Raw genomic sequence first — 24,707 nt, forward strand, 5'->3', positions numbered from 1 at the left:
CCTTGTCTTGGGTCTGCGGTGTGGTCAGGCGGTTGCCGGTTTATTGCCGGGAGTTGTGGGCGGGCGCGCTGGAAGAAGCGGGCTCGCTGACAAAAAGAGATGTCCTCGCCGGACGGGCAGGCCACCAGGATGGTCGGGCGGGCGTATCGGTTGCGTTCGTGGGTGCCTCGCGTCCATCCCGGCGACCTCCCGGAGGGCTATCAAGCCTGTCAAGGGGGCAGTTTCGCGGTTCGCTCGCCGGTGGTGCAGAGGTGCCCCCTTGACAGGCTTGATCGGGCTGAAGCCAGGTCGCCGGGATGGACGAGGAGGCCCCCACTTGTAGGTGGAGACGAAAAGCTCGCTGCTGGCGTCGGCGGGCTGTCGAACCGGGGGCGAGCGGTCGTCTCTCATTTTTTCTTGCGGGCGGGATTTCCTGGCGTGGAATCGCTAATACGATTCCGTGTTTGGCGGGGTTACTTGTCTTTTTTCTTCGGGAGATGTTCGGCTGCCTTCTTGCCTGCTGGGCCGAGCTTGCCGAGTACTGTGCGCACGCCGTCCACTACCGCGTCTCCGACTGGGTTCGGGTGGTTGTCGTCCGGGTCGCCGATGCCGCTTGCTGCGCCGCTGGAGCCTGAGTCCATGATCGTCTCCTTGGTGTGGTGATTTCTGATTGTCGAGTCGGTTGGCTAATTACCTTCTAATTCATGCTACGCACTCGCCCTATCCACAACAACCGGGCGATTTGGGCCTCCTCTCCGGGGACTGCGCCTAGGCGGTTGTTCATGAGGTGTACGTGCTGGAAAGCGGCTCGGTAGGGCGAAACGCGGCGGGCCGAATCCTGGTACTCCGCCCAGAAGCGGGCGCTGTAGCGGCGTAGCGGGCCTCCGACGGAATCGGTTTCTAGTTCTCGTGCCACGGTTTCGGCTAGGCGGTTCGCTTGGCGTACGGCGGCCGGATCGTCGGGGTGTGCGGTCGCGGCGGCGGGGCGCCACGCGACGGTTCGGGCACCGCGGCCTGACCAGTACCACGCGTATTGGTGCAGGAAACTGACTTGCTGCGTGGCGGGCAATCCTGCGGCGAGGACTGCTGTGTGGGCTGCGGCCAAGGCGATGCGGCGCGCTGGGGTGCGGGCGGGCAGCAGGTCCAGTGCGGTGTCGCTGCCGAGGTGGGCGACGCGTTCGGCGAATTCCACGCCGTCCGGGCCGCGGAACTTTGCCAATTCCGGTTCGTACCAGCGTTTCACGACTTCCGCGCCGTGTTCGGCGAAGCGGCGGTCGAGGTCTGCTTCGACGTCTGCCGCGGCTTCGGGGCGCGGGTTGAACCGGACGCGCAGTTGCAGGCCCGACATGTCCATGTACTGCAGGAAAAACCACCGTCGCAACCCTTCGCGGTGCGAGGTGACGACGGGGTGCACGACCTCGCGCAAGAGGGTTGGAACGGATTGGAGATCGGGTACGTAAACCCGCCAATAGCGCCACTTTGGGTGCAGCACCGCGTCAATCATGGGTCACCACCGTGAGGAATTCCGTGACGCGCCCGGGGGCCGCACCCGCGGCGGGCAGTGCTTCGGTGAATTCGAGTTCCTCCGCACCGGCCAGGCCTTTCAGCGCCGTCCACGCCGCGAGCGGGCGGTCGAAGCTGAGCCATTGCGGTTTGCCCAACGGTGTCCCGCCCGCGGCTAGTCCGCGGACGAACAGCTGCTCGGGCAACCCGTGCTCGGCACGGAACATCCGGCCGGCGCGGAGGAAGTCGAGGTCGGGCCCGTTTCCGAGCGGCGGGAGCGCCGACGCGGGCAGCGTCCAGCGGGCGCGCCGTAGTACGAGCCGTCCGTCCGTCATGCGGTCGCGGAAGCCGGGGCCGGGCGTCGGGGTCCAGGAGCCGAGCGACAGCCATGGGTCCGAAAGCAGTTGCAGCACGCGGGGTATGCCCCGCAGCAGGTGTGCGGGCACCGCACCGAGGTAGCTCAACGCCGCGGGGCGTCCGGCCGGGTCGAGGACTTCGAGCGTGCCGGTGGCCGGGTCGTGGCGTACGCGGAAACCGTCGATCGGCACGCCGCCGTAGGCGCGTTCGGCTCCCCAGGCGAGGCACGGCGTGGCGCGTACGGCGGGGCGTTGCGTGTCCGTCCAGTCGGCGTGCGCGGTCAGCTGGTAGACCACCGCGTCGGGAAAACGCCGTTCGTGCAAGGCGGTCATCGCCGTTTCGACCTGGTCGGACAGACCTGGCACGCTGGCCCAGCGCGCGATCGCGCCGAGGTAACCGGGATGGACCTGGTTGAGCACCAGTGAGTCGCCCGCGACCTGCCAGAACACCGAGTGCACGGGTCGTCCGACGCTCGCCCCGGACACCTCGCGCAGCTGCGGGTCGGGCACCGCGCACCGCGAGAGCCACCACATCGGGTCCAGCTCCCGCACCGCGCGGAACGCGAACTCGGCGAGGTCGGCGCTGCCGTCGCGGTAGTGGTGCACGAAAAACCGGACCAGATCGAAGTAGCCCGCCCGCGGGCGCACCATCGAACGCAGCACGCCTTCGAGCCGGTCCAGTTCTCCGGGAACCCAGGCGGGCGGGGCGGTTTCCGGCTCCGGGCCGTGCGCGACGGTTTCGTGGACCAGGCCGAGGCCGTCCAGCCATCCCGCCCGGGCCGGATCGTGCTCGGCCATCGTCGCGCGCAGGCGCGAGCGCAGGGCCAGTACGGCGTCGGCGCGCTCACGTCCGTTTCCGTTGCCAGCAACGACTTTTTCGGCTTCGGCCAGTGCGGGCTCGCCCCACGCCGTGAAGTGCCGCGGTTCGGTCAGTTGCCACGGCGGAACCAGCAGCAGGAGGCCTTGGTCCACAAGCCGGTGCAGCTCGTCGGTCGAGCATCCCAGCAAGGCGGCCAGTTCTCGCAGGCGACGGGGGCGAGCGTCGAACGGCACCGGGCCGGGCAATGCCGTGACCTCGTCCTCGCGGAAGTACACGCCACCGCGCTTGAGGTGGATCGGCAACGCGGCGAGCCACTCGTCACCGGCCAACCTGGTGTCCACATTGGGCAGCACGACCGGGTCGCTGGCGAGTGCCGCGTAGGCGAGCCGCGCGGCGACGCGCGAGGAACTCACCAGCCTGCGCTCCGGTCCGGGCTCGACAGCCCCGGCGAAGTCGCCGACGCCGACCGTGGTCAACGTGCCGAACGGGCTGGGCTTCAGCGTGGTCCGCACCAGATACGACACCGCGCTGCGGCTCAGCCTGCCGCTCGGTTTGCCCAGCTCCGGCCGGTCGGTGAAGGCCGTGACGAACTCCGGGCTGGCCAGCGCCAGCCCGGCGAGCACGTCCGGCTGGCGCAACGCGGCCGACACCGCGTGCTGCGCCGCCGCCAGCTCGCCGGTCAGTGCGCGAGCCGCCTTTTCCAACAGCTCGCGTTCCCGCACCAGCGCCTGATGCCACTCGCCGAGCCGCTCCGCGTCCGCCGGTGCCAGCACCTCGCGCGAGAGCCGGAGCCCGGCCTCGTCGGTGCGGTCGTTGAACACGCCTCGGCGCAGCCGGATCAGCGCGCGCCGCTGGGCGCGCGACAGTTCGTCGCGGCCGATGACGGCGTGCAGCAGATCGCAAACCGGTTCGCGCAGCGCGTTTTTGCGTGCCGCGGCGGCCTCGGCTTCTTCCAGCAGGGCGAGGGTCTCCGGGGCCCGCAGGCCGTCGAGCACCGCGGCGGGCAGCCCGCAGATCCGGGAGACGAGCAGTTCGGCCACGGTCGTCACCGCCGCCGCGCGGCCAGGGCCTCGGCCTGCCAGCCCGGGTCGTTGCCCGCGCGCCAGTCGAGCGCGCCGTCCCCGCTCACCGGCGCCGGGAGTTCGGCCGGGGCGCTGCCGAGAATGAACTCGCCGACCGACGACTCCCGCAGGTAGTCGAGCTTGAACGCGCGGGCCGACGCGTCGGCGTCCCCGCTGCCCAGCCCGCATCCGGCCAGGCCCATGGCGGTCGCCACCAGGTACATCGTCTGGTACAGCGCGCCGGCGTGCTTGAGCGTCACGGCGTAGGCGATCGACTGGTACTTCCACGAGAGCCGCTGGAAGCGCGACGTCATAGTCACCAGCACGTCCGGCACGGCCTGCCCGCCGGTCGACAGCGTCGCGACGGACAGCAGTTCCTCTCGCGCGGCCTCGTCGGAGTTGACCAGCCGCAGCACGTGCTCGCCCGCGTCGTAGTGGTAGATGCCCGGCTCTAGCCCGTCGCACCGGCGCACGGTCAGGTACAGCTCGAGCTCGTAACCCGCGCCGCCGCACGGGTACGGACGGCTCGAACCTTCGTACGGCATGCGTGCCTCCGGCCGCGGACCGTACGTGCCGCGCACCCGCGCGGTGCGGTACAGGAACTCGCCGAGCTGCTCCGCGGTGATCGGCTGCTCGCCGTACGTCCGGATGGACTGGCGCGCCTCGATGGTCTCCTGCAGGCCCGGATCGGCCGCGCGCACGGCGGCGAATTCGGGGCGGTACAAGGCGATCGCCGGGCCTTCCGGAGCGGGCTTCACCGCGGGCAGCGGCTCGATCTGCCCCACGTAAGGGAACCGGCCGCCGAACGCCTCGTCGGTGCGCCCGATCCGGCTGCGGCTGTGGAAGTACAGGTCGTGCACGTCCCACTGGCGCAGCACGTCGTCCTGGTCCGCCGGGAACTCGCCGTCGGTTCCGAGGTCGAGGAAGCCGGCCCCGGCCAGCGCGGCCAGCACGGGATGCCATTCGGAGTCCACTTCGGACACTGGCCGCGCGACGGCGAGCCCGGCCACGGCTCCGGCGAGCGTCGCGTCGAGCAGCACCGCGCGGTACTTCCCGATCGGCGACTCGATCACCAGCTCGCCGCCGCGACGGCGCAGCAGGCTGAACTTGCCGAGGCGCAACCACGCGCCGGCGATCTCGGGCAGTTCGGGCCGCAACGGCGTCACGCCGGTGCGTTCCAGCACGGCCACGCGCTCGCCGCGCAGCCGGAAACCGGTGGCGAGGAACGGTTCCACCTTGGCCAGCACGGAGGCGACCGGCGAGTTCGGATGCTCGGCGACCAGTTCCTCTTCGGTGTGCAGGCCGGCGCGGACCTGCTCGAGCGCTTCGAGCATCGGCGCGCCGACGCCCTTGAGCCGGTAGCCCGCGCGGTCGGCGAGCCCGAGCAGGACCTGATCGTCCTTGTGCAGCAAGGAAATGTCGCGGCGGAAGGTGACGACGGTTTCGGCGGTGCGTTCGAGCGTGGTCATAGGAACATCGCAATCGGGTTGAGGTCGGCTTCGGACGGCTTGCGGTCGGTCCAGCCCAGCTCCAGCGGCACGTCGAACAGCCGGCCGGGCGCGAACCGGGGCCAGAAGTGCCGCATGCCCGGCACCAACACCCGCACCACCGGCAGGCCGATGTCGACGCGGGTCTGGTCCAGCACCAGCATTTCCATGCCGTGCTCCCTGACGATCCGCTCGGCGCGCAGCACGTCGTCGCGGACATCGGTGCTTTCGTAGCGGGCGAAGTCGGCCTTGGTGCGCCGCGGGCCTTCGGCCGGGAGCACGTACGGCTGGTTCTCGGTGGTCGCGGTGCGCCACCAGTGCAGCTGGTCGGGGTCGTTGTAGGCGTAGGTCCCCGAACCGTCGGCTTTCATGCCGATCACCGCGGGCAGGAACTGGTTCATCTCCGACAGCGCCCGCCCGATCGCCACCTCCACGTCGAAGTGCGCGCCGAGGGCGAACAGGATGTCCTGCGCGGGCTTGTCGCGGCGGACCGAAACCGCGGCCACTGAAGGGATGCCGAGGTCGTTCGTCAGGTCCAGCACCCAGGTGTCGCGCTCCAGATCGTCGTAGCGCTGCTGCCATTCGGCGAAGTACGGAACGTCGAAAGTGGACAGATCGATGGCCGGGCGGCGCAGCCGGTGGTACCACCACATCGCGACCGTGTCGCGTTCGACGAGTTCCATGAAGCCCTGCAGCACCGCGTCCTCGAGGCTGGTGCCCGCGGCGCAGCCGTTGGAGTTCGCTCCGGCCTGGTACCGGTTTTTCGGGTGGTGGTAAGCGAAGTAGAGCCCGGAGGTGGGGAACAGCTTGGTGCGCTGTTCGGTCAGCGACCACACCGGCGACCATTCGACCTCGGCGTTCGGGTCGAGGTCGTCGGCGACCCAGTGGAAGTGCGACGGCCGCGCGTTCCACTCGGCCCGGTCGCGGAACTGCGCTTCGCTGTACAGGTGCACCGCGTTGGGGTGGATCACCTCGGCCGGGTCCAGATCGGCGTAGCGCGCGGTGCGGCGGGCTTCGTCGCCGTGGAACAGGCCGGAGTAGCGCTCGATGGCCTCGCCCAGCGCGGACGCCTTGGCCTGCGCGTCGCTCATTCCCTTGCCCGCGCTGCAGCTGCGCAGCCCCGCCCGCAGGTCGTTGGCGTTGGCCATCGGGATCGCGAAGTTCTGGCCCGCGGTGTAGGTGTGCAGGCCCTCGACCTCCAGCGGCACCTTCACGAGGTTGCTGATCGGGCCGGTGACCGGGCTGATCAGGTGCTCGTACCGGGCGACGAACTGCTCCGGCGGACGCGAGCGGTACCCGCCGTCGCTGCTCGCCATCCGCGGACGCGATTCGATCCGCACGGGCGTTTCCTGACGGCGCGCCTGCAGGTCTGGCTCCCCGCACAGCGGGCACTGCGGACGCCGCTGGAAGGGGTGGTGCTCCTGGGTGAGGCTGATCGTGTCGAGCGTGAGGACCTCGGCCTGCCACGGCGTGCCGTATTCCGCGGCGACCCCGCCCGGCGGCTGCGGCATCGCCGCCCGGCCCGCGGCGAACGCGCCGGTGAGCCACTTGCCCACGTGCAGCGCGGCGAGCCGGTGCGCCAGCTCCTGGGTCACCGGGGTGCCGGTCACGGAGTTGACCAGCGCGGGGCTGTCGAGCACGCCGCGCTGGCGCAGGTAGGAGGCGAGCACGTTCTTGTTGGACAGCCGCACCCGCAGGCATTCGTAGCAGCCGGTGACCTCGGGTTCGAAAACCGGGCCGACCCAGATCATGCTGCCGACCGGCTTCACCGGAAGCCACGGCACCCCGGCCTCGTGGAACTCCTTGCCCCATTCGGCGAGTTCCGGGCGCAGGTAGTCGTCGGTGAGCACGACGGTGAACCCGCCGGGCTCGCTGGTCACGCTGGTGCCGAGCGCGCGCAGCGCCTCGGTGAACCCGGCGGCGTCGACGTCGCCCGCGGTCAGCACGCGCACCTTCGCCGCGGCGAGGCGGCGCACCGCGTCGTCACCGTCCACTCCGGACGCTTCCCAGTAGCCGCCGACGCGCGGGTCGACCTCGGGGTCGACCTCGACCACGTATCCGCTGCGGCCCAGCCGGTCCAGCGCGACGTCGATGCGCGCGGGGTCGGCCTCGGCGAGCGCGGCCTTGATGTCGTCGCGGCTCAGCTGGCCGTCGGTCAGCAGCGGAGCCAGCCGTTCGACCAGCGGGCCGGCCAGCCGCGTCTGCGTGGTCCGCTCGCTCGTGAGGTACACCGCGTCGCCGGGCACCGTCAGCACCCGCAGCGACCGGTTGAACCTCGTGACCCGGTTGATGCTTTTCGTCATGGTTGTTCCCCTCAGTCGAGCCGGCGGGCGGTGCCCACCAGCCGGGCGAAAGCCTCCGAATGGCCGGCCACCTCGGCGAACGTGCCGAGGCTGGCGATGCGGCCGTGTTCCAGCACGGCGATCCGGTCGGCCGAGCGGATGGTGGACAGCCGGTGCGCCACCACCACCCGGGTCAGCCGCAAGTCGTCCACCGCGCGCCGCACCAGTTCCTGCGCGGCGGCGTCGAGCGCGCTGGTCGCTTCGTCGAGCAGCAGCACGGACGGGCGTTTGGCCAGCGCGCGGGCCAGCAGCAGCCGCTGCACCTGGCCGCCGGACAGCCCGCTCTCGCCGTCGGTGACCTGGGTGTGCAGGCCCATCGGCAGCGCGCGGACGACGTCGGCGAGCTGCGCCGATTCCGCCGCCTGCCAGGCCAGGTCCAGGTCGGTCTCGCCGGCCGCCCCGCAGATCACCTCGGCGAGGGTGCCGCGCATGAGCGTCGCGTCCTGTGCGACGTAGCCGATCCGCGTCCGCAGTTCGTCGACGTCGCACCGGCGGACGTCCACGCCGTCCACCAGCACCCGGCCGCGGTCGGCGCGGTCGAGGCCGAGCAGCAGCCGCAGCAGGGTCGACTTGCCCGCGCCGGACGCGCCGACCAGCGCGACGAATTCGCCCGGCTCGATGCGCAGCGAAATGTCCTGCAGCAGGTCGCGGGTCTGGCCGGGATAGCGGAAGCTCACGCCGTCGAGCACCACCTCGCCGCGGGCCCGGGGGAGCGGCAGCGGGTCCGGCGGCGTCTCCGGCCGGGTCGTGAGCACCGGCGCGAGCCGGGCGTGCACCGGGCCGATCGAGAACAGGCCGACCAGCGCGCCCTGCAGCCGCGCGGCGGTGAGGTTGAGCGTCATGGCGACCATGACCACGGTCCACTGCGCGGTGAACCCGAGCCCGGCGGTCATCGGCAGCAGCACCGCGAGCAGCGCCGGATAGCACGCCACGGCCAGTGCGCTCGCGATCTCCGAGTACCGCAGACCCTTGTCGTCCGACCGTTTTTGCGCGGTGAACGCCGCGCGCCAGCGACTGACCACATAGGACTGCGCGCCGAACGCCCGCACGTCGTCGATGCCGAGCATCGCCGGGTACACCGCGGCCTGCACGTCGTCGACCGCGGCGAGCACGTCGGTGTCGTGCCGTTGCTGGCGCACGGAAAGCCACAGCATCGCGCCGAGCACCAGCCCGAACATCCCGGTGGCGGCGACCGCGAGCCACGGGTCGAGCAAGGCCAGCAACGCGACCGCGACGAGTGCGAACACCGCGTGCAGCGCGGCGGTCAGGCCCCCGCTGCCGAGAAGTCCGCGCAGCTGGCCGACGCCCCCGGCGAAGCCCATCAACCGGCGCAGCGGGTACTGGCGGAAGAACGCCGAGGGCAGGCTCAGCAACCGGTGCCACAGCGCGGATTCGAGCCGGCCCTGGGCGCGGTCGGTGAGCGTGAGCAGACCGCGTTCGACCACCGCGGTGGTCAGCAGCTGCAAGGCGAGCAGCCCGGCGAGCGCTCCCGCGGCGTACGGCACGGCATCGTGGTTCGCCGCGGCGATCGCGATGGCCAGCACCATGCCCGCCAACGGCACGACGAATCCGAACACCGTAGCCAGCAGGCCGAGCACGGCCGTGACTGCCAGCCGGACTCGTTCGCCGGCCAGCGCGAACGACAGCAGTCCGCGTCCGGTCATTCCTTCGGGCGGCAGCGTGGTCATCCGGCCACCTCCGCGAAGTCGCGATACCCGCGGGCGTGCGCGACGAGGTCTTCGTGGGTGCCGTAGACGCGCACCTGCCCGCGGTCCAGCAGCACGACGGTGTCGTCGCCGCGGACTTCGGAAAGCCGGTGCGCCACCACGATCGTCGTGGTGCCGCGGGCCCGCAGCGCCGCGTCGATCCGTCCGGCGAGAGCTGTTTCGACCGCGCTGGTCGCTTCGTCCAGCACGAGCACGCGCGGGTTGCGGGCGAGCGCGCGGGCCAGCGCGAGCCGTTGCCGCTCGCCGCCGGAGAAGTTGCGGGCCTGCTGGCTCACGGTGGCCCCGTCGACGCCGCCGCGCAGCGCGATCGTTTCGGTGAGCTGGGCGTCGGCGAGCGCCGCGGCGATCGCGTCGTCCGGCAGCGCCGTGCCCAGCTCCAGGTTTTCCCGCACGGTGCCTTCGAAGAACGCGGGCCGCTGCGGCACGTATCCGAGCAGCGAAGGCCGTACCGAAGGCGGCAGGTCCGCCGCGCGCTTGCCGTCGACGAGCGCCACGCCCGACCACGGCCGCACGAGTCCGGCCAGCAGTTTCGCCAGCGTCGACTTGCCGCAGCCGCTCGGGCCGACCAAGGTCATGCGGCCGCCGGGCGGCACGTCGAGGTCCAGCGAGACCAGCAGCGGTTCGGCGTTGGTGTCGTAGCCGTAGCGCAGGCCGCGGACGGTGACGCGGCCCGGGCCCACCGCGACCGGTGCGTCCACATCGGACGGATCGGTTTCGGCGCCCGCAACGTCGTCGTACGCGGCGAAGCTGCTGCGCAGGCCGCCGAGGCGATGCAGTCCGGTGACCAGCCCGCCCGCGTGGAGCTGCCACACCCCGGCCAGCACGGCCACGGTGATGACTTCGCCGGGCGCGACCAACGCGGTCAGCGCGAGGCAGACGGCGTATCCGAGCGCGTGCAGTGCCGTGACGCCGAGCCCGAAGCCGTGCTCGCCCAGCGCGGCTTTTCGTTGTGCGGCAAGTACTTTGCGTTGTGCTGCCGACCAGCGAGCGAACGCCTGCTGACCGCTGCCTTCAGCCTTCACCGTGTCGATCGCGGAGAGCACGTTGAGCGAAAGCCCGTCGCGTGCCGACTGCTCGACCATGAGCGTCGACTGCCGTTCGGTGGCCGAGCGGCGGCCGAGGCGCAGGAACAGGGCGGTGAGCAGCGTGCTGCCGACCAGGACCGCGGCGGCCGCGGGAGCGAGCACGGTCAGCACGACGAGCAGTCCGAGCACCGCGGCGGCGTTCACCGCGACTGGGAGCACCACGGTGGTGAGCTGCTGCGCGATGGTGTCAGCGATCTGCACTCGAGCCGCGACGCCACCGGTGAAGCGGCGGTGGAAGTAGCTGCCCGGCAAACGAAGCAGGTGGCCGACGAGTTCGCTCGACCGCGTAAGCGAAGTGCGCAGGAGTGCTGCCGAAAGCAAGCGCTGCTGCGCCCAGCCCGCCAGCGCGACACCGATCGCGGTGGCGGCCAGAAGCCACTGCGCACCCGGCCCGGCGGTCGCGGTGACCAGCGACCGGGCGACTAACGCGGCCGTCACCGTCAGCGCGGCGGTGAGCACGCCCGCGGTCACCGCGCCGACGACCGCGGGCAGCCCCGCGCCCAGCCAGCGCATCGCGCGCGGCAGCACTCGCTGCGGAGCACCACTGCGCGTGAACCCGGTGCCGGGCCGGAAACCCAGGTACAGCCCGGAAAACCGCGTGCGAAACTCGGCCAGCGACAGCGTCAGCCTGCCCGCCGCCGGGTCGTGCAACCGCACGCGACCCCGCCGGCCGACTCGCTCCAGCACCGCGAAGTGCCGGTTGTCGACGAACACCACCCCGGGCGCGGCGAGTCCGCGCAAGGTGGCGACGTCGGCCTCGGCGCCGGACAGCCGGACGCGCTTGGCGCTCACGGTCAACCCGAACTGCTGCCCGCGCCGGGCGAGCGTCGCGGCGCTGATGCCGTCCCGGCCGCCGCCGCACGCTTGGGAAAGCTCCGGCCAGGTCAGGTGCTTGCCGAAACCGGCGAGCAGGATCCCGAGGCAGGCCGCGCCGCAGTCGGATTCCTCGACCTGGCGGAACTCGGCACCCGCGCGGGAGCGGAAGCGGCTGCTCACCGCGCACCGCTTTCCGCGAGCGCCGGGGCGAAGGTCACCGGCAGCACGCGCGGGGTCGGAAAGGCCAGCGACTGCCGCCAGGGCAGTTCCGCGAGCGGACGGCTCGGGGTCGGCAGCCGGTGGTGCACCGCCTGAAGCAGCGACTGCGCGGTCATCGCGGCCAGCGCGCTGCCGAGGCAGTAGTAGCTGCCGTGGCCGAACGCGACATTGCCGGTGATCGGCCGGTCCCACCGGAACTCCAGCGGGTCGGCGAACTTGCGCGGGTCGAGGTTGGCGGCGGCGAAAGCGAGGATGACGGTGTCGCCCGCCTTGAAGTCCAGCGTGCCGACGGAAAGGTCGTGCGTGACCTGGCGCGAACCGAACGCGACCGGCGTGCGCAGCCGGATCGCCTCGGCGAACACGCGGTCGGCACACTGCTCGTCGGCGGCGAGCGCGGCGGCGATCTCCGGGCGTTCGGACAACACGACGAGCGTGTTGGCGAGCGCGGCGGTCACGGTGTCGAGTCCGGTCATGAACAGCAGGAGCACCATGTCGACGGCCTCGTCGGCCGAGAGCTTGCCGTCCTGCTGCGCCTGGGCCAGATGCCCGATCAGGTCCTCGGCCGGTTCCGCGCGGCGGCGGGCCAGCTGGCCGGCGACGTACTCGCGCAGCTCGGCGAACTCCGCGGCGGTGATCGGCGGACCGGCCTCGGGGTGCGTTTCGGCGAGGAAACCGGCGGCCAGCTGGTTCATCATGCCGGTGGCCCGCGCGGTGACCAGGTCGCGGTCGGCGGCGGGGATGCCCAGCAGCACGGCGGTGACGCGCGCGGGCAGCGGCGTCGCGATGTCGGCCACGAACTCGGCCTCCCCGCGCCGGAGAGGCTCGGCCAGCAACTCGGCGACCACCTCGTCGATCCGGCCGCGCAGCGCGGCCAGCCTGCGGCCGGAGAACGCTCCGGTGAGCACGCTTCGTAGCCGCTGGTGCTCCTCCGCGGCGCGCACCGACATGGTGCCGCTGAAGAAGCGAACAAACTGTGGGTTATCCCGGCGGACGTTCTCCTGGAACACCGGAGCCGCCATCGGGAAGCCGGGGTGCGTGCAGAGCCGGGTCACCAGGTCATAGCCGGAAATGACCCACATCCCGTCGAACCGCACCACCGGTGCGCGTTCCGCGAGCTCCGCGAAGAAGCTCGGAGCGTCTTTGCCGAACGGCTCCTGACGGGCGAAGTGCCGCCACAGCCGCTGGACGATTTCTGCCATCCCCCAGTTCCTTTCTCGGCACGTGTTCGTCCGCACCGCGTGGTCGCCGCCGCTGAATAAAATGATTCACAATTCGGCGGCGACCACGGGTGTGCGTGAAATATCGGCTAATGCGCCTGGATCAGGTGGCGCAGCCGTAGGTGCCGAAGCACACCGGGCAGCCGATGCTGCCCGCCGTTCCGAAACAATTGCTGGCTCCGGCCTCGGTGAGTTCCTCGATCACGAGCTCCTCGACCTGCGGGGCCTGCGTGGTAACGTTCTCCATGGCAACCTCCCTTCGAAATTCGTTTCGCCGCGGATGTGGTAGGGGATTGTCAGCTCGAGCTCGCGGTGCCGACCGTGCCCGCCGAGCTCGGGCACCCCGCGGTGCCCACGCTGCCGAGGCAGAAGCTGCCCGCCTGCGCGTCCGACAGCTGCTCGATGGTCAGCTCGGTCGTCGGCTCGAAGATCTCTTCGTTCATGGTGTTCTCCCTGTTCAGAGGCTCAGTGCGAGCTGACGGTGCCGTAGGAGCCCGCGCTGGAGGGGCAGCCGAACGTGCCGGCCGACCCGACGCACCAGCCGGCGCCGGTGGCGTCGGACAGCTCCTCGACGGTCAATTCCTCGGTGAAGTCCTGCGACTCCTGCATGTCCATGTGCGTTGTCCTCTCAGGACCAGCTGAAGGCGGTGCCGATGCACGCCGGGCAGGTGGTGGAGCTGATGGTGCCGCCGGTGTTCGTGGTGCCGGCTCCGGCGACCTCGCCCAGCTCCTCCACCGTGACGTCCTCGGCGAACGCCTGCTCGACCTGCGTGTCGAACTCGTTCATGGTGATCTCCTCAGATGTGCTGACCAGTGTTTTTCCCGATGCGGAACCGGCTCAGCCGAAGCTGGAGGCGGTGCCGACGCTCGACGGGCAGCCCGCGCTGCCGATCGAGAAGGCGGTGCCGGCCGCGGTCGTCTCGACGAGCTCCTCGACCTGCAGCTCCTCCACCGCGTCCACGACGTTGGTGTTCTCCTGCATTCCATTCACCTCCTCTCGCGATATAAGTGAAGGGAATTCATCTAGGGAGTGCAGGCGACCGTGCCCTGAACCCAGCCGTTAAAGCTGTAGCGGTACCGGTATTCGCCGCCCTGAGTACCGAGGTACTCCCATTCCGCCTGCTCGAATCCGATGGATTTGTACTGTGTGCTGGGCACACACCTCGGCGGAGCGGGAACGGCGGCCGCAGTAGCGGATACTCCGGACAAACCGGACACAACAACTAAAGCGGAAACGATAGCAGCGGTCATGACGCAAGCCCCCAGGCTTTGTGATTCCCCAGTTTTGCGCTATTCGCATCGAGCGATTCGCACAACGCGAACGTAAACCAAACTCGGCGTCTGCGAGATGGGTAATGCGGCGATATCACCCATCTGGAGTAGTTAACTGTCAGCTAACTTAGGGTTCTCTTAGGGAAGGCATGCTAAGGGTGCATGGCTGCCTACGGAGGGGTGACCGCGAGTACTGGCTGCGAGCGGCTCAGCGGCCGCCCGCGAAGCCCGCCTTCGCCGCGAGGACCAACGCCCGCACGCCCGCCGGCAGTGCCTCGGGCGACGGGGCGAAGTCCGGCGAGTGGTTGGTTCCGCGGTCGCCGACGCCGAGCGTCCAGTAGCAAAGCGGCGCGCCAGCAGCCAGGTGGCCGACGTCCTCGGCCGCGGCCACCGGCGGCGTCCAGGAGACAAGGCCTTGGCCCAGGGCCGCCAGTTGCGCGGCTCGCACGGCGAGCGTGAGCGGCCGGTCGTTGATCGTCGCGGGAGCCGCGCGGACCGTCTCGATCTCCGGCTCCACCGGCGCCCCGGACGCGGCGGCCTCGGCGCGGCACACGCGTTCCACGGCGGTCAGTGCGCGGCTCAGCGCGCCGTCGGTCGCCGCACGCACGCTCACCCCCAGCCGCACCCGGTCCGGGATCACGTTGGCCGCGTCGCCCGCGTGGATCGAGCCGACCGTGACCACCACCGGTTCGGCGGGGCTGGTTTCCCGCGCCACCACCGATTGCAGCCGCACCACGAGATGCGCGGCCAGCACCACCGGGTCCACCGCGAGGTGCGGCGCCGCGGCGTGCCCGCCCCGTCCGTGCACGGTGATCGCCAGCTCGGCGCAGGGCGCGGTGATCGGCCCGGGAGAGTGCCCGATCCGCCCCACCGGCCCCGGCACGGCGTGCTGGGCCAGCACCGCGTCCGGCTTCCCGAACTGGTCGTGCACGCCGTCGGCCACCATCGCCAGCGCGCCGTCGAGAGTCTCCTCGCCCGGCTGCCCGAGCACGAGCAGCCTGCCCCGCCAGCTCGCCCGGTCCCCGGCCAGCTCCGCGGCGGCCCCGATGACGGCCGCGAGATGCAGGTCGTGCCCGCACGCGTGCATTGCTGAACCGGTTGCGGCGTAAGGCAGATCTGTGCGCTCGACCAGCGGCAAAGCGTCCAATTCGGAGCGAAGCGCGACCGCCGGTCCCTCGCCGTTGTCCAGGGCAGCGACCACGCCATGGCCCCCGATCCCGGTGCGCACGTCGAAGCCGAGAGCGGTCAGCTCTCGCGCGAGCACGGCGGCGGTGCGCTCCTCGGCGCCGGAGAGTTCGGGATGGCGGTGCAGATCCTGGTACAGCTCGATCAGGTCCGTCACAGCCACCCGGCCTCCTCCGCGACGCGATAGGCCGCCACGCGGTTGTCCACCTGCAGTTTCGTCAGGGTGCTCGACAGGTAGTTGCGCACGGTGCCCTCGGCCAGCGACAGCCGCGCGCCGATCTCGGCCGGACGCAGCCCGGCTCCGGAGAGCCGGAGCACTTCCAGCTCCCGCTCGGTCAGCGGCGTCTCGCCGACCGCGAGCGCGTCGGCGGCGATTTCGGGATCGACGTGCCGTCCGCCCGCGCACACCTTGCGCACGGCGTCGATCAGCGCGTCCGGCGAGATGTTCTTCGTGACGAACCCGCGCACCCCCGCGCGCATGGCGCGGTGCAGGTACCCGGGTTTGCCGTAGCTGGTGACGACGAGAAGCGCGCACGGGATGCCTTCCGCGTGCACCGCCTCGGCGACCTCCAGGCCGGACATGCGCGGCATGTCGATGTCGACCATGGCGCCGTCGGGACGTTCGCGCCGGATGGCTTCGAGGGCGTCGGCTCCGTTGTCCACGGCTTCGACCACCTCGATGTCGTCGGCGAGGCTGAACACCGTGCGCAGGGATTCCCGGAGCAGGGCGTGGTCCTCGGCCAGCACGATTCGCAGGGTCATGAGTTTTTCCTCGGCAGGTCAAGGGGAACGCGAGCGGTGAGCACGAACTCGCCGCCGCTTTCGGTGTGGTCGAGCGTGCCGTGCACCGCGGCGAGCCGCTCGGCGAGGCCGGTGAGACCGTGGCCCGCCCGGGCGCCCCCGGCGTGCGGCCGGTCGTTGGAGATCCGGACGGTCAGCGCCGCCGGTTCGCGCACGAACTCGACGCGGCAGTTCTCCGCGGCGCTGTGGCGCAGGATGTTGGTGCCGCCCTCGCGGATGGTCGCGCCGATCGCCTCGGCCGCGGGCGCGGGCAGGTCCTCGGGCGCCGGATCGGCGACGACGCGGACGCCGGCGAGGCTGAGGATCGACGACGTGCCGCGCAGTTCCTCGGCGAGGCTGGGCTGCCGGTAGCCGGCGATCACCTTGCGCAGTTCGGACACCGAACCGCCGGCGAGCTCGGCGATCTGCACGAACTGGTCGCGCGCGGCGTCCTTGTCGGCCTCCAGCAGGCGCACCCCGAGTTCGGCCTTGAGCCGCACCACCGACAGGCCCCGCCCGAGCACGTCGTGCAGGTCGCGGGCGAACCGCAGCCGCTCCTCGACCACCGCCATCCTGGCCAGTTCGTCGCGGCTGGCGTGGACCTCGGCCGCGTAGGCGACCAGCAGGCCCATCCCGGCCAGCACCACGACGGTCACGACCGAGCGCAGCAGCGTCTGCGCCACCGCGAACGGGGGCACGTCGTGCAGGAACGCGATCCCGGCCGTGCTGATCAGCACGAGCAGCGGGAAAAGCCAGCGTTTGACCCCGGTGAAGCTGATCGCCGCGACCCCGGCGACCAGCGCGGGCAGCGCCAGCCACGCGGGTCCGAAGGCCAGCAGCAGCGCGTACGACAGGCTGGTGGCGATGGCCACGTCGATCAGGTGCTCGCTCCGGGTGGACGACCGGCGCACCACCGACCACACGATCCGGCCGATCGCGGCCAGCAGACCGGCCCCGGCCAGCACCGCGAAGAGGACGTCGACCGCGGGGGGCCGGGTGCTGAGCCAGAGGAAAAACCCTTCGCCGGTGAACGCGACGACCGTGCCGAGGATCAGCAGCGCGACGACGCGGCCCAGTGTCCCGGGGCTCCACCGGTCCACACGTCCTCCCGCCTAGCCCGTCCGTTTCGGGTCCCATTTGAAGAAGCGCTTGCCCAGGCCGAGGGAAACGCCGATCCAGGCACAGAGTAGTCCCAGCGGCATGACGCACGCCCGGAACGACTGGAGGAATCCGACTTCGCGGGGCAACTGGGCCGTCGCGGGATTCGAAGCGAAGTCGCGGCCGAGGTAAGCGGTGCGCAGAATCTCGACCACCGAACTCGACGGCAGGTATCGCACCGGCACCTGCAGGAAGTGCGGCATCTCCGACAGCGGGAATACGATTCCGGACGCGAACATCATCAGGAACAGGAATGGCGTGACCAGCCACGTGGAGACCTCGCTGGTGGGCAGCAGCCCGGAAACGCCGATCGCCAGCAGCGCGAACGTGAACGCGCCCAGCACCACGCCGACGAGCAGCAACAGCGGGTTCGCCGGGGCCGGGGCGCCCAGGTAGACGAGCCCGAAAACGAGCAGCACGACCACTTGCGCGACGCTGGTGACCGATCCGCTCATGGCTTCGCCGGTCATGATCGCGGTGTCCGGAAGCGGGGTCCCGCGCAGCCTTTTGTAAATCAGTTTCCCGCGCCGGCTCGTCGCCGAGTTCACGACGTTGTAGACGATCCAGACGAGGACGAATCCCATCATCCCGGGCAGCAGGTACACACCGCCGTCGAGTCCGGCGATCTCGCCCTTGCCGTGCTGGCTCGCGGGCAATCCGATGCCGAGCCCGAGCGGAATAAGCACCCCGGTGAGCGCGAAACCGAGATCGCGCCAGTGCACCTTCTGCGACAGCAGGAATTGCGACCAGGTGTAGCGCCACCAGCCCAGCGATCGGCGGGCGGACGGCGCGAGTGCGGCGGCGGTCATCAGCGCTCCTTCGCGGTGACAGCGAGGTCGGCCTCGTCGGCGACCCGCAGGAAAACGTCCTCGAGCGAATTGCGCCGGACCTCGAGTTCGGAGATCCGCGCGCCGGCCCGGTGGGCCCAGTCGAGCAGCCGGTGCAGGTCCGCCTGCGGGTCGGTGCTGCTCAGCGCGTAGTGGCGGCCGTCGTCGGACACCCCGGCCAGTTCGACCGGAACCGGGGCCTCGCTGACGAACGTGACCGTCGAGCCGTGGTCGGCCCCGATCACCTCGCCGACGGAGCCGTGGCGCACGATGCGCCCGCGGTCCATGATCGCCACGCGATCGGCGAGGTACTGCGCTTCTTCCATGTAGTGGGTGGTCAGCAGGATCGCCATGCCGCCCGCGACCATGTCCTCCAGCACCCGCCACGTGCGCCGCCGCGCCTGCGGGTCGAGGCCGGTCGTCGGCTCGTCGAGGAACAGCAGCTCCGGCCGCCCCAGCACGGCGAGCGCCAGGTCGAGACGCCGTCGTTCGCCGCCGGACAGTTTCCCCACGCGCGTGTTCCCGACCTTGCCGAGGTCCACCAGGTCGATCGCCTCGTCGACCGACATCGCGTCGGCGGTGAAGCGCCGCCAGGCCCGGATCGACTCGACGACCGTCAGATCGTCGAAGAACCCGGCCTCCTGCAACATGATCCCGACCCGCGGCGCGATCTTCTCGCGCTGCTCGGCCGGATCGACCCCGAAGACCCGCACGCTCCCGGCCGCGGGCCGCCGGTACCCCTCCAGGACGTCCATTGTCGACGTCTTGCCCGCGCCGTTGGTCCCCAGCAATCCGAAGACCTCGCCGGCGCGCACCGTGAAGCTCAACCCGTGGACCGCTACGAACGACCCGTAGTCGATCCGCAGCCCGTCCACCTCCACTACTGCTTCCCTTCCCATGCCGTCAGCGTCTCGCCGACCGCACCGGAGGGCACAGGCGCAGCTCTCACCGAACCGGGGTGGGTTCCGCAGGCGGTCTTCATGACAAACCTCATACGCGCAGGTCAGGGCAGGTTTCGCGGATTTCTCGCGCTGGGTCGCGGGGCCGGATGCAACGCTGTCGCGGCGAGCGGGGACAGGGTGTTGTGACGACAGTTTCGGAGCAGGGGCGGGGGTGGGGGATGGCGGCCGAGTACGGGGCCGACGTCCCGGAGACCCTCGGTGGCGACCAGGAGCTGTGGGCGCTAGCCGCGGGGGGGGTGTCCTTATGTGGTTGTCAAGCCGCTGCAGGGGCGCTCGCGGGTTCGGGGTGTCGGTAGTGGGTGTTGTTGCGGAGCATGGCGTAGAGGACGTCGCAGCGTCGTCGGGCCAGGCAGATGAGGGCGGCGTTGTGTTTCTTGCCCTCAGCTCTCTTTTTGTCGTAGTAGTGCCTGCTGGTGGGGTCGGACAGGGCGGCGAAGGCGGCGAGGAAGAACGCGCGTTTGAGTTTGCGGTTGCCGGTGCGGGCGGGGTGCTCGCCTTTGATGCTGGTGCCGGAAGCTCGGGTGACCGGGGCGATCCCGGCGTAGGCCGCGAGATGCGCCGAGGACGCGAACCCGGAGGCGTCGCCGATCTCGAGCAGGATGCGCGCGCTGGTCCTGACTCCGATGCCGGGCATCGACGTCAGGACCCCGGCAAGAGGGTGCGCATCGAGTATCCCCTCGACTTGTCCGGCGACGGCTTTGCGTTGCTGGAGCACGGTTTTCAGGCTGTCGGCGAGCCGGGGCAGGACGGTGTCGGCGGCTGTGGTGCCGGGGACGGTGACGGTCTGCTCGTCCAGCGCGGCCATGATCGCCGCGACGAGGTTGTCGCCCATGCGGGGCGCGTGCGCGATGGCGATCGCGGTGAGTTGCGGCGTCCGGCTTTGCGGATTCCGGCGGGCCCGCCGCAGCGGGAGAGGATCTCCAGCACCGCCGGGTGAGCGATTTTCGGGCCGATGGCGCGTTCGAGTGCGGGGTGGATGCCGGTGAGCAGGCCGCGGACGCGGTTGGACAGACGGGTCGCTTCGGCGGCGAGGTCGTCGTCGAACCCGACCAGCACGTCGAGTTCGGCCAGGGCGTCGTCGCCGAGGTCGACCTGGCGCAGGGTGTGCGGGAGCGAGCGGGCGGCGTCGGCGATGACGAACGCGTCGCGGGCGTCGGTTTTCGCCCGGCCGGGGTAGAGATCGGCGATGCGGCGCATCGCCAGGCCGGGCAGGTAGGCCACCTGGTGCCCGGCTGCGCGGGCGATCGCGACCGGCAGGGCTCCGATGGTGGCGGGCTGGTCGACCACGACCAGCAGCCGCCCGTGGCCGGCGAGTTTGTCGAACAACGCCCGCAGTTTCGGTTCGCTGTTGGGCAGCGGAGCGTCGTGCAGCCGCTTGCCGTCCGGGTCCAGCCCCACCGCGTGATGGTCACCCTTGCCCACGTCCAAGCCCAGAAAAACCCTGATACCGCTGGTCATCCACCATGCCCTTCGCCGTGGTGCGGGTGGTCGCCCGGTCGAGCATCGAGCGCCGGCACCCACGTTACGAGGAGACCTGCCCAGCGGCGGCCGTGTCCTTATCAGCGGTCGGTCGATGCCACCAGGCCCGGTGACACCACCCCCCGGATCATCACTTCGACTGGGGGACACAGTCATGCCGGACCTGGCGACCACAGCTCCTTGATCAGGAACTACGAAAACGGTAACGGGGGGACCGCCGCCGCCGGATTCCCTTGCGCACTGGACGATTTCCGCGCCGCTCTACGGAAAGGCGGAGCTGTACCTGGTCAATGCGCGGTAAACTCCGGCCATGGCTCCCTTGCGCGGCGAACGGCTCGACGGGTCCGCGCAGGAAGCCGCCGCGGCGCGAGGCGAGGTTTTCGACCTCGAATGGCCGGAATCGCACCGAAAATGGATCGCGACGGTCGACGACACCCCGACCGGCGGAGTGTATTGGCTGGGACACCGGACGGACCGCGGCGACCGGGGAGCGCTCGTCGCCACCACCACGCAGTTGGACGACCTCCGCGGTCCGCTCGGGAAGCTGATGAACCTCGTCGAGCCGGTCGGCACGATGCCGGACCGCAGTCGCGTCGGCGCGGCGGTGTGGCAGCACCTCACCGAACAGGCCGAACGCCGGGCGGAGTGGCCGCGAGCGCGGTGGACAGTGCGGGACACCACAGTCGAGGCGATGGTCCTGCACTTCGCCGGGGCGTGGCTCGCCGTGAGCGAGCAGGCGAATCTCGTCGTGGTCGGAACCGGGTTTTCGCCGGAAGGGCTGCGGTTCCACGCAATCAGCGGCGAAGAGTACGGAGCGGACTTCGCGGCGCCGCTGACGGTTGCGCAGTTGCATCGGCTGCCGGTCTGGCAGCTGCCGCAGCCGGAGAGGGTGCACGAGGAGCTGCGGAAGTTCTGAGACACCTCCCGTTCACCTGCCCTGCTTAAGGTCGGCCGCATGTTGCGGGACGTGCGGGAGTACATCGATCGGCTCGGGATCGACGGGCATTCGGTCGGCGAGGATCACGACGACGATCCCGTGTTGATCGACGCGTTCGGCAAGGCGGTCGACACCTGGCGGGAGAACTACCCGTACGCCGAGCGCATGCCGCGCGAGGAGTACGACGAGACCAAGTACCTGCTGCAGGTCGAACTGCTCAAGCTGCAGAACTCGATCAGCGAGACCGGCAGCCGCCACGTGCTTCTGTTCGAGGGGCGCGACGCCGCGGGCAAGGGCGGCACCATCAAACGCTTCATGGAGCACCTCAACCCGCGCCACGCGCGGACCGTCGCGCTGGCCAAGCCCAGCGACCGGGAAATGCACCAGTGGTATTTCCAGCGCTACGTCCAGCATTTGCCGACCGCGGGCGAGATGGTGCTGTTCGACCGGTCCTGGTACAACCGGGCCGGGGTCGAGCAGGTGATGGGGTTCTGCTCGCCGGACCAGTACGAGCAGTTCATGCACCAGGTGCCGCTGTTCGAGGAAATGCTCGTGGAGAGCGGGATCACGGTCACGAAGTTCTGGTTCTCGGTGACCCAGGCCGAACAGCGCACCCGGTTCATCATCCGGCAGGTCGACCCGGTGCGGCAGTGGAAACTGTCCCCGATGGACCTGCAGTCGCTCGACAAATGGGACGACTACACCGCGGCCAAGGAGGCGATGTTCCTCCGCACGGACAACGATCTCGCCCCCTGGATCACGATCAAGAGCAACGACAAGAAACGCGCCCGGATCAACGCGATGCGCTACTTCCTGTCGCGGTTCGAGTACGAGGGCAAGGACGAAACCGTGGTCGGGGAACCGGATCCGCTGATCGTGAAACGCGGGCGGGACGCGGTCGGCGACTGAAAGTCCACAAAGGACGGATCAGCCCTCGAGGAACTCCAGCCGGTTGCCGACCGGGTCGAAGGTGTGGAACCGCCGCCTGCCCGGGATTTCCGCCGGATCGGCCCACGTCACGGGGCGTCCGGAGGCTTCGATCGCGGCGGCGACGGTGTCCACGTCGACCACGAACGCCGGGTGCGCCTTGCGCGCCGGACGGAAATCCGCCTCGACGCCGATGTGCAGTTCGCCGTCCGGGCCGCCGACGCCGGGGACCTGGAACCAGCAGCCGCCGCGGGCTGCCAGCAGCGGCGGTTTCGGCAGTTCCGCCCAGCCGAGCACGCCGGTGTAGAACGCGCGTTCGTCGTCTTCCGCGCCTGCTGGGCAGGCGACCTGCACGTGATGAATCATGCCCCGAAACTTACGCCAGCTCAGCGGGTTCGGGTTCCGGGAACGCGTAGAACCGGACGGCCAGATCGCGCGCCTCTTCGGTCGGGCCGGGCTTGCGGGCGGCGTAGCGGTGCACCAGTTCCAGGTACTCCGCTTGGAACTCCTTCAAGTCCTGGTAGCTAAGCCGCATCCCGGCCCGGCTCCCGGCGGTCCAGCCGTCGAAGGTGTCGCGGCGCTCGGCGGCCCAGGCCATCAGGCGCACCTCGTGGTCGTACTTCGCGTCCAGGTAGGCGGCCAGCTTCGGCCGGTCCTCCTCGGGGAAGTCCTCGGGCTTCGCCTCGTTCGTGCTCTGCGGGACGGAATGCCAGCGGCCGTCCCGGGCGCGGCGCGTGTATCCGGCGTGGGTGAGGGTCAGCAGCGCGGCCGGGACGTCGATCGACGGGAGCTGCGTGCGCAGTTCGGCCGAAGTGGCGGGCATCAGCCGGAGCAACCGCTGGTAGTTCGGGTTCGTGCGCACCGCGACGTCGCGCATGGTCAGCGGCCGCGGTCGCGCGTTGCCGGCGAGCAGGGCACGAGCGCGCAGCATCAGGAACACCGCGATCGGCAGCTCGGCGAGCAGCGCGGTGCCGATGCTGGGCCACTGGTCGGGGCCGCCCCAGTCGAGGACGACGTCGAACCAGGCGTCGCAGCACAGCAGCGCGGCGGTCGCGGCCAGCATCGGCACCGAGGCGCGGCTGCGGCGCATCCCGAGCAGCACGGACGCGGCGAAACACAGCAGCAGGACGATGTCGAAGCCGACCCAGGCGACCCGCCACTGGCTCGTGTCGAAGTGCTCGGGCAGGGTCAGGCCGAGGTAGACGGTCCACGGCACCAGGAACACCGCGATACCGGCGAGGAGGGCGAGAAGCACGCGTCGGAACACCCGATCGACGCTAGCCGCGCGGGGGCCGGGGAACATCCGGGACGATCCCCGAGATCGACCCCGAGATCCCGGACCAGCTGTCTACTGTGGACGGTCGGCGGCGAGGGCCTGCCAATGGTCGGCTTCGGCGGTCGCGCCGCGGGCGCGCAGCATCCGGGTCAGGCTCAGCATGCCCTGCACGTCGCCGGTTTCCGCGGCGACGCGGAAGCAGCGTTCGGCCTGTGCCAGGTCGTTGCGGGCTTCGGCGAGATGTCCCAGGTTGGTGAGCGCGGGGACGCTGCCGTGCTCGGCGGCCTTGCGGTACCAGGCCGCGGCCTCGCCGTCGTCGCGGCGATTGCGGGCGAGGACGCCGAGGTTGGTCATCGCCGCCGCGTCGCCCGCCTCGGCGGCTTCGAGGTACCACCGCTCGGCTTCTTCGAGGTCGCCCCGGCGATGCAGCAGCAGCCCCAGCCGCACCTTCGCCTCGACGTGCCCGCCCTTCGCGCCGCGCCGGAACCACCGCTCGGCGTCGCCTTCCCGGTTCGCCCGTTCCGCTTCCCGGCCCAGCAGGCAGGTCGCGGAGAGTTCGCCCGCGTCCGCCGCGGCTCGCCACCAGTGCGCCATCTCCTCGGGCGCGCCGAGTTCTCGCAGCACAGTGCCGAGGTCGAGCATCGCAGTGGCGTCGCCGTCCTCCGCGGCGGCGCGGCACCAGCCCTCGGCGTCCGCGTACCGGCCGTCTTCGACGAGCAGGTGCCCGAGCAGTCCGGCTGCCTCCGGCACGCCGGCTTGGAACGCGGCGGCATACCAGCGCTCGGCTTCGTTGAGGTGACCCTGGTTTTCGCAGGTACGGGCGTATCCGAGCATCCCGTGCGGCTCGCCGGCCTGCGCGGCTTCGTGGTACCAGCGGGCGGCTTCGTCGTCGGCGCCGCGTTCGGCCAGCAGATGGGCCAGTGCGGTCATGGCGATCCGGTCCCCGCCCGAGGCGGCCCGGCGATACCACTGTTCGGCCTCCGCCGTTTCCCCGCGTTCGCGCAGGTCAGCAGCGACCCGCGTCATCGCGACGAGGTTGCCGCCCTCCGCCGCCTTCCGGCGCAGGTAGTCGTCGACCCGCGTGTTCCAGTTCCGCAGCCGCCCGGGCATCTCGCACCCGCTCCTTTCCGGCTCCCCACTCAAGACAATCGCCGCGACCGCCGAGGACGTGACACCTTCGCGAGCGTTATCCACCCCCGCTGATCAGGGCTTTTTCGTTGGCGGGCAACAACTGGCCGTACGTGGTCCTTGCCACGGCTCGAGCGCTGCCGAGAGTGTCTGCGCGATTACCG

The 24,707-nt window shown here is 70.5% G+C and carries 24 protein-coding genes and 1 pseudogene; 2 read left to right on the forward strand and 23 right to left on the reverse strand.

Going from position 1 to position 24,707, the window contains the following annotated elements:
- Window positions 1–452: 452 nt before the first annotated feature.
- The 20 genes and pseudogenes from CU254_RS43410 to CU254_RS40715 all read right to left on the reverse strand — a co-directional run bounded on the left by CU254_RS43410 (window position 453) and on the right by CU254_RS40715 (window position 20,254).
- Window positions 453–620, reverse strand: coding sequence for a hypothetical protein (locus CU254_RS43410; RefSeq protein WP_158688138.1), 168 nt, complete (start codon window positions 618–620; stop codon window positions 453–455).
- Between the two features lie 56 nt (window positions 621–676).
- Window positions 677–1,483 (reverse strand): thiopeptide-type bacteriocin biosynthesis protein, encoded by an 807-nt coding sequence (locus tag CU254_RS40655; protein WP_009085964.1) that lies wholly within the window; start codon window positions 1,481–1,483, stop codon window positions 677–679.
- Window positions 1,476–3,698: a lantibiotic dehydratase gene (locus CU254_RS40660; protein WP_158688139.1), complete on the reverse strand. Its 2,223-nt coding sequence runs from the start codon at window positions 3,696–3,698 to the stop codon at window positions 1,476–1,478. The genes CU254_RS40655 and CU254_RS40660 overlap by 8 nt, the downstream gene beginning before the upstream one ends.
- A gap of 5 nt (window positions 3,699–3,703) precedes the next feature.
- Window positions 3,704–5,188 carry a SagB family peptide dehydrogenase gene (locus tag CU254_RS40665; RefSeq protein WP_009085967.1) on the reverse strand — a complete coding sequence of 495 codons (1,485 nt, stop codon included), beginning with the start codon at window positions 5,186–5,188 and terminating at the stop codon, window positions 3,704–3,706.
- On the reverse strand, window positions 5,185–7,509 hold the full coding sequence (locus tag CU254_RS40670; protein WP_078561236.1) for a TOMM precursor leader peptide-binding protein: 2,325 nt from the start codon (window positions 7,507–7,509) through the stop codon (window positions 5,185–5,187). Before CU254_RS40670 ends, CU254_RS40665 begins: the two co-directional genes overlap by 4 nt.
- 11 nt (window positions 7,510–7,520) lie before the next feature.
- The gene (locus CU254_RS40675) at window positions 7,521–9,236 is read right to left on the reverse strand and encodes an ATP-binding cassette domain-containing protein (RefSeq protein ID WP_009085971.1); all 1,716 of its coding nucleotides are present in this window, start codon (window positions 9,234–9,236) and stop codon (window positions 7,521–7,523) included.
- The gene (locus tag CU254_RS40680) at window positions 9,233–11,356 is read right to left on the reverse strand and encodes an ATP-binding cassette domain-containing protein (protein WP_037719028.1); all 2,124 of its coding nucleotides are present in this window, start codon (window positions 11,354–11,356) and stop codon (window positions 9,233–9,235) included. Before CU254_RS40680 ends, CU254_RS40675 begins: the two co-directional genes overlap by 4 nt.
- The gene (locus CU254_RS40685) at window positions 11,353–12,594 is read right to left on the reverse strand and encodes a cytochrome P450 (RefSeq protein ID WP_050788530.1); all 1,242 of its coding nucleotides are present in this window, start codon (window positions 12,592–12,594) and stop codon (window positions 11,353–11,355) included. The genes CU254_RS40680 and CU254_RS40685 overlap by 4 nt, the downstream gene beginning before the upstream one ends.
- 121 nt (window positions 12,595–12,715) lie before the next feature.
- Complete coding sequence (locus CU254_RS43415; RefSeq protein WP_158688140.1) at window positions 12,716–12,859, reverse strand: hypothetical protein; 144 nt, start codon at window positions 12,857–12,859, stop codon at window positions 12,716–12,718.
- 49 nt (window positions 12,860–12,908) lie between these two features.
- Window positions 12,909–13,055: a thiocillin family RiPP gene (locus CU254_RS42780; protein WP_107487940.1), complete on the reverse strand. Its 147-nt coding sequence runs from the start codon at window positions 13,053–13,055 to the stop codon at window positions 12,909–12,911.
- A gap of 22 nt (window positions 13,056–13,077) precedes the next feature.
- Window positions 13,078–13,227 (reverse strand): thiocillin family RiPP, encoded by a 150-nt coding sequence (locus CU254_RS42785; RefSeq protein ID WP_009085976.1) that lies wholly within the window; start codon window positions 13,225–13,227, stop codon window positions 13,078–13,080.
- 13 nt (window positions 13,228–13,240) lie between these two features.
- Window positions 13,241–13,399: a RiPP peptide gene (locus tag CU254_RS43420; RefSeq protein WP_009085978.1), complete on the reverse strand. Its 159-nt coding sequence runs from the start codon at window positions 13,397–13,399 to the stop codon at window positions 13,241–13,243.
- A gap of 51 nt (window positions 13,400–13,450) precedes the next feature.
- Window positions 13,451–13,594 (reverse strand): thiocillin family RiPP, encoded by a 144-nt coding sequence (locus CU254_RS42790; protein ID WP_106430336.1) that lies wholly within the window; start codon window positions 13,592–13,594, stop codon window positions 13,451–13,453.
- Between the two features lie 41 nt (window positions 13,595–13,635).
- Window positions 13,636–13,770, reverse strand: coding sequence for a hypothetical protein (locus CU254_RS44745; RefSeq protein ID WP_255409799.1), 135 nt, complete (start codon window positions 13,768–13,770; stop codon window positions 13,636–13,638).
- 322 nt (window positions 13,771–14,092) lie between these two features.
- Window positions 14,093–15,232, reverse strand: a complete 1,140-nt coding sequence (locus CU254_RS40690) for an amidohydrolase (protein WP_009085982.1) — start codon at window positions 15,230–15,232, stop codon at window positions 14,093–14,095.
- Window positions 15,223–15,831 (reverse strand): response regulator transcription factor, encoded by a 609-nt coding sequence (locus CU254_RS40695; RefSeq protein WP_009085984.1) that lies wholly within the window; start codon window positions 15,829–15,831, stop codon window positions 15,223–15,225. Before CU254_RS40695 ends, CU254_RS40690 begins: the two co-directional genes overlap by 10 nt.
- A complete protein-coding gene (locus tag CU254_RS40700) occupies window positions 15,828–16,949 on the reverse strand; it encodes a sensor histidine kinase (protein WP_009085986.1) in 1,122 nt (373 codons plus the stop codon). Before CU254_RS40700 ends, CU254_RS40695 begins: the two co-directional genes overlap by 4 nt.
- A 12-nt stretch (window positions 16,950–16,961) precedes the next feature.
- Window positions 16,962–17,816 carry an ABC transporter permease gene (locus CU254_RS40705; protein WP_009085987.1) on the reverse strand — a complete coding sequence of 285 codons (855 nt, stop codon included), beginning with the start codon at window positions 17,814–17,816 and terminating at the stop codon, window positions 16,962–16,964.
- Entirely contained in the window at window positions 17,816–18,733 is a 918-nt protein-coding gene (locus tag CU254_RS40710; RefSeq protein WP_009085989.1) for an ABC transporter ATP-binding protein, read from the reverse strand. Before CU254_RS40710 ends, CU254_RS40705 begins: the two co-directional genes overlap by 1 nt.
- Before the next feature lie 316 nt (window positions 18,734–19,049).
- Window positions 19,050–20,254: pseudogene (locus tag CU254_RS40715) on the reverse strand (IS110 family transposase).
- 331 nt (window positions 20,255–20,585) lie between these two features.
- On the opposite strand from CU254_RS40715, the gene CU254_RS40720 reads away from it, so the two are divergent.
- Both CU254_RS40720 and ppk2 read left to right on the forward strand, forming a co-directional pair.
- Window positions 20,586–21,191 carry a hypothetical protein gene (locus tag CU254_RS40720; RefSeq protein WP_009085994.1) on the forward strand — a complete coding sequence of 202 codons (606 nt, stop codon included), beginning with the start codon at window positions 20,586–20,588 and terminating at the stop codon, window positions 21,189–21,191.
- Between the two features lie 39 nt (window positions 21,192–21,230).
- Entirely contained in the window at window positions 21,231–22,121 is an 891-nt protein-coding gene (gene ppk2 / locus CU254_RS40725; protein WP_037719030.1) for a polyphosphate kinase 2, read from the forward strand.
- Window positions 22,122–22,139: 18 nt separating this feature from the next.
- On the opposite strand, the gene CU254_RS40730 is transcribed toward ppk2, so the two are convergent.
- The 3 genes from CU254_RS40730 to CU254_RS40740 all read right to left on the reverse strand — a co-directional run bounded on the left by CU254_RS40730 (window position 22,140) and on the right by CU254_RS40740 (window position 24,525).
- Window positions 22,140–22,505 carry a glyoxalase gene (locus CU254_RS40730; RefSeq protein WP_009085997.1) on the reverse strand — a complete coding sequence of 122 codons (366 nt, stop codon included), beginning with the start codon at window positions 22,503–22,505 and terminating at the stop codon, window positions 22,140–22,142.
- Between the two features lie 10 nt (window positions 22,506–22,515).
- Window positions 22,516–23,406 carry a hypothetical protein gene (locus tag CU254_RS40735; protein ID WP_199786446.1) on the reverse strand — a complete coding sequence of 297 codons (891 nt, stop codon included), beginning with the start codon at window positions 23,404–23,406 and terminating at the stop codon, window positions 22,516–22,518.
- Window positions 23,407–23,487: 81 nt separating this feature from the next.
- Complete coding sequence (locus tag CU254_RS40740; RefSeq protein WP_037719032.1) at window positions 23,488–24,525, reverse strand: tetratricopeptide repeat protein; 1,038 nt, start codon at window positions 24,523–24,525, stop codon at window positions 23,488–23,490.
- Window positions 24,526–24,707 lie beyond the last annotated feature (182 nt).

The organism is Amycolatopsis sp. AA4 (genome assembly GCF_002796545.1).
Taxonomy (GTDB): domain Bacteria; phylum Actinomycetota; class Actinomycetes; order Mycobacteriales; family Pseudonocardiaceae; genus Amycolatopsis.

Excerpts from the sequence above, each read along its gene's own strand:
- CU254_RS40730 (WP_009085997.1), bottom strand. The coding sequence starts at position 22,505 with ATGATTCATCACGTGCAGGTCGCCTGCCCAGCAGGCGCGGAAGACGAC.
- CU254_RS40710 (WP_009085989.1), bottom strand. The coding sequence starts at position 18,733 with ATGGGAAGGGAAGCAGTAGTGGAGGTGGACGGGCTGCGGATCGACTAC.
- CU254_RS42780 (WP_107487940.1), bottom strand. The coding sequence starts at position 13,055 with ATGAACGAAGAGATCTTCGAGCCGACGACCGAGCTGACCATCGAGCAG.
- CU254_RS42790 (WP_106430336.1), bottom strand. The coding sequence starts at position 13,594 with ATGCAGGAGAACACCAACGTCGTGGACGCGGTGGAGGAGCTGCAGGTC.
- CU254_RS40705 (WP_009085987.1), bottom strand. The coding sequence starts at position 17,816 with ATGACCGCCGCCGCACTCGCGCCGTCCGCCCGCCGATCGCTGGGCTGG.
- CU254_RS40655 (WP_009085964.1), bottom strand. The coding sequence starts at position 1,483 with ATGATTGACGCGGTGCTGCACCCAAAGTGGCGCTATTGGCGGGTTTAC.
- ppk2 (WP_037719030.1), top strand. The coding sequence starts at position 21,231 with ATGTTGCGGGACGTGCGGGAGTACATCGATCGGCTCGGGATCGACGGG.
- CU254_RS40695 (WP_009085984.1), bottom strand. The coding sequence starts at position 15,831 with ATGACCCTGCGAATCGTGCTGGCCGAGGACCACGCCCTGCTCCGGGAA.
- CU254_RS40665 (WP_009085967.1), bottom strand. The coding sequence starts at position 5,188 with ATGACCACGCTCGAACGCACCGCCGAAACCGTCGTCACCTTCCGCCGC.
- CU254_RS42785 (WP_009085976.1), bottom strand. The coding sequence starts at position 13,227 with ATGGACATGCAGGAGTCGCAGGACTTCACCGAGGAATTGACCGTCGAG.
- CU254_RS40670 (WP_078561236.1), bottom strand. The coding sequence starts at position 7,509 with ATGACGAAAAGCATCAACCGGGTCACGAGGTTCAACCGGTCGCTGCGG.
- CU254_RS40675 (WP_009085971.1), bottom strand. The coding sequence starts at position 9,236 with ATGACCACGCTGCCGCCCGAAGGAATGACCGGACGCGGACTGCTGTCG.
- CU254_RS40720 (WP_009085994.1), top strand. The coding sequence starts at position 20,586 with ATGGCTCCCTTGCGCGGCGAACGGCTCGACGGGTCCGCGCAGGAAGCC.
- CU254_RS43410 (WP_158688138.1), bottom strand. The coding sequence starts at position 620 with ATGGACTCAGGCTCCAGCGGCGCAGCAAGCGGCATCGGCGACCCGGAC.
- CU254_RS43415 (WP_158688140.1), bottom strand. The coding sequence starts at position 12,859 with ATGGAGAACGTTACCACGCAGGCCCCGCAGGTCGAGGAGCTCGTGATC.
- CU254_RS40740 (WP_037719032.1), bottom strand. The coding sequence starts at position 24,525 with ATGCCCGGGCGGCTGCGGAACTGGAACACGCGGGTCGACGACTACCTG.
- CU254_RS40685 (WP_050788530.1), bottom strand. The coding sequence starts at position 12,594 with ATGGCAGAAATCGTCCAGCGGCTGTGGCGGCACTTCGCCCGTCAGGAG.
- CU254_RS43420 (WP_009085978.1), bottom strand. The coding sequence starts at position 13,399 with ATGAACGAGTTCGACACGCAGGTCGAGCAGGCGTTCGCCGAGGACGTC.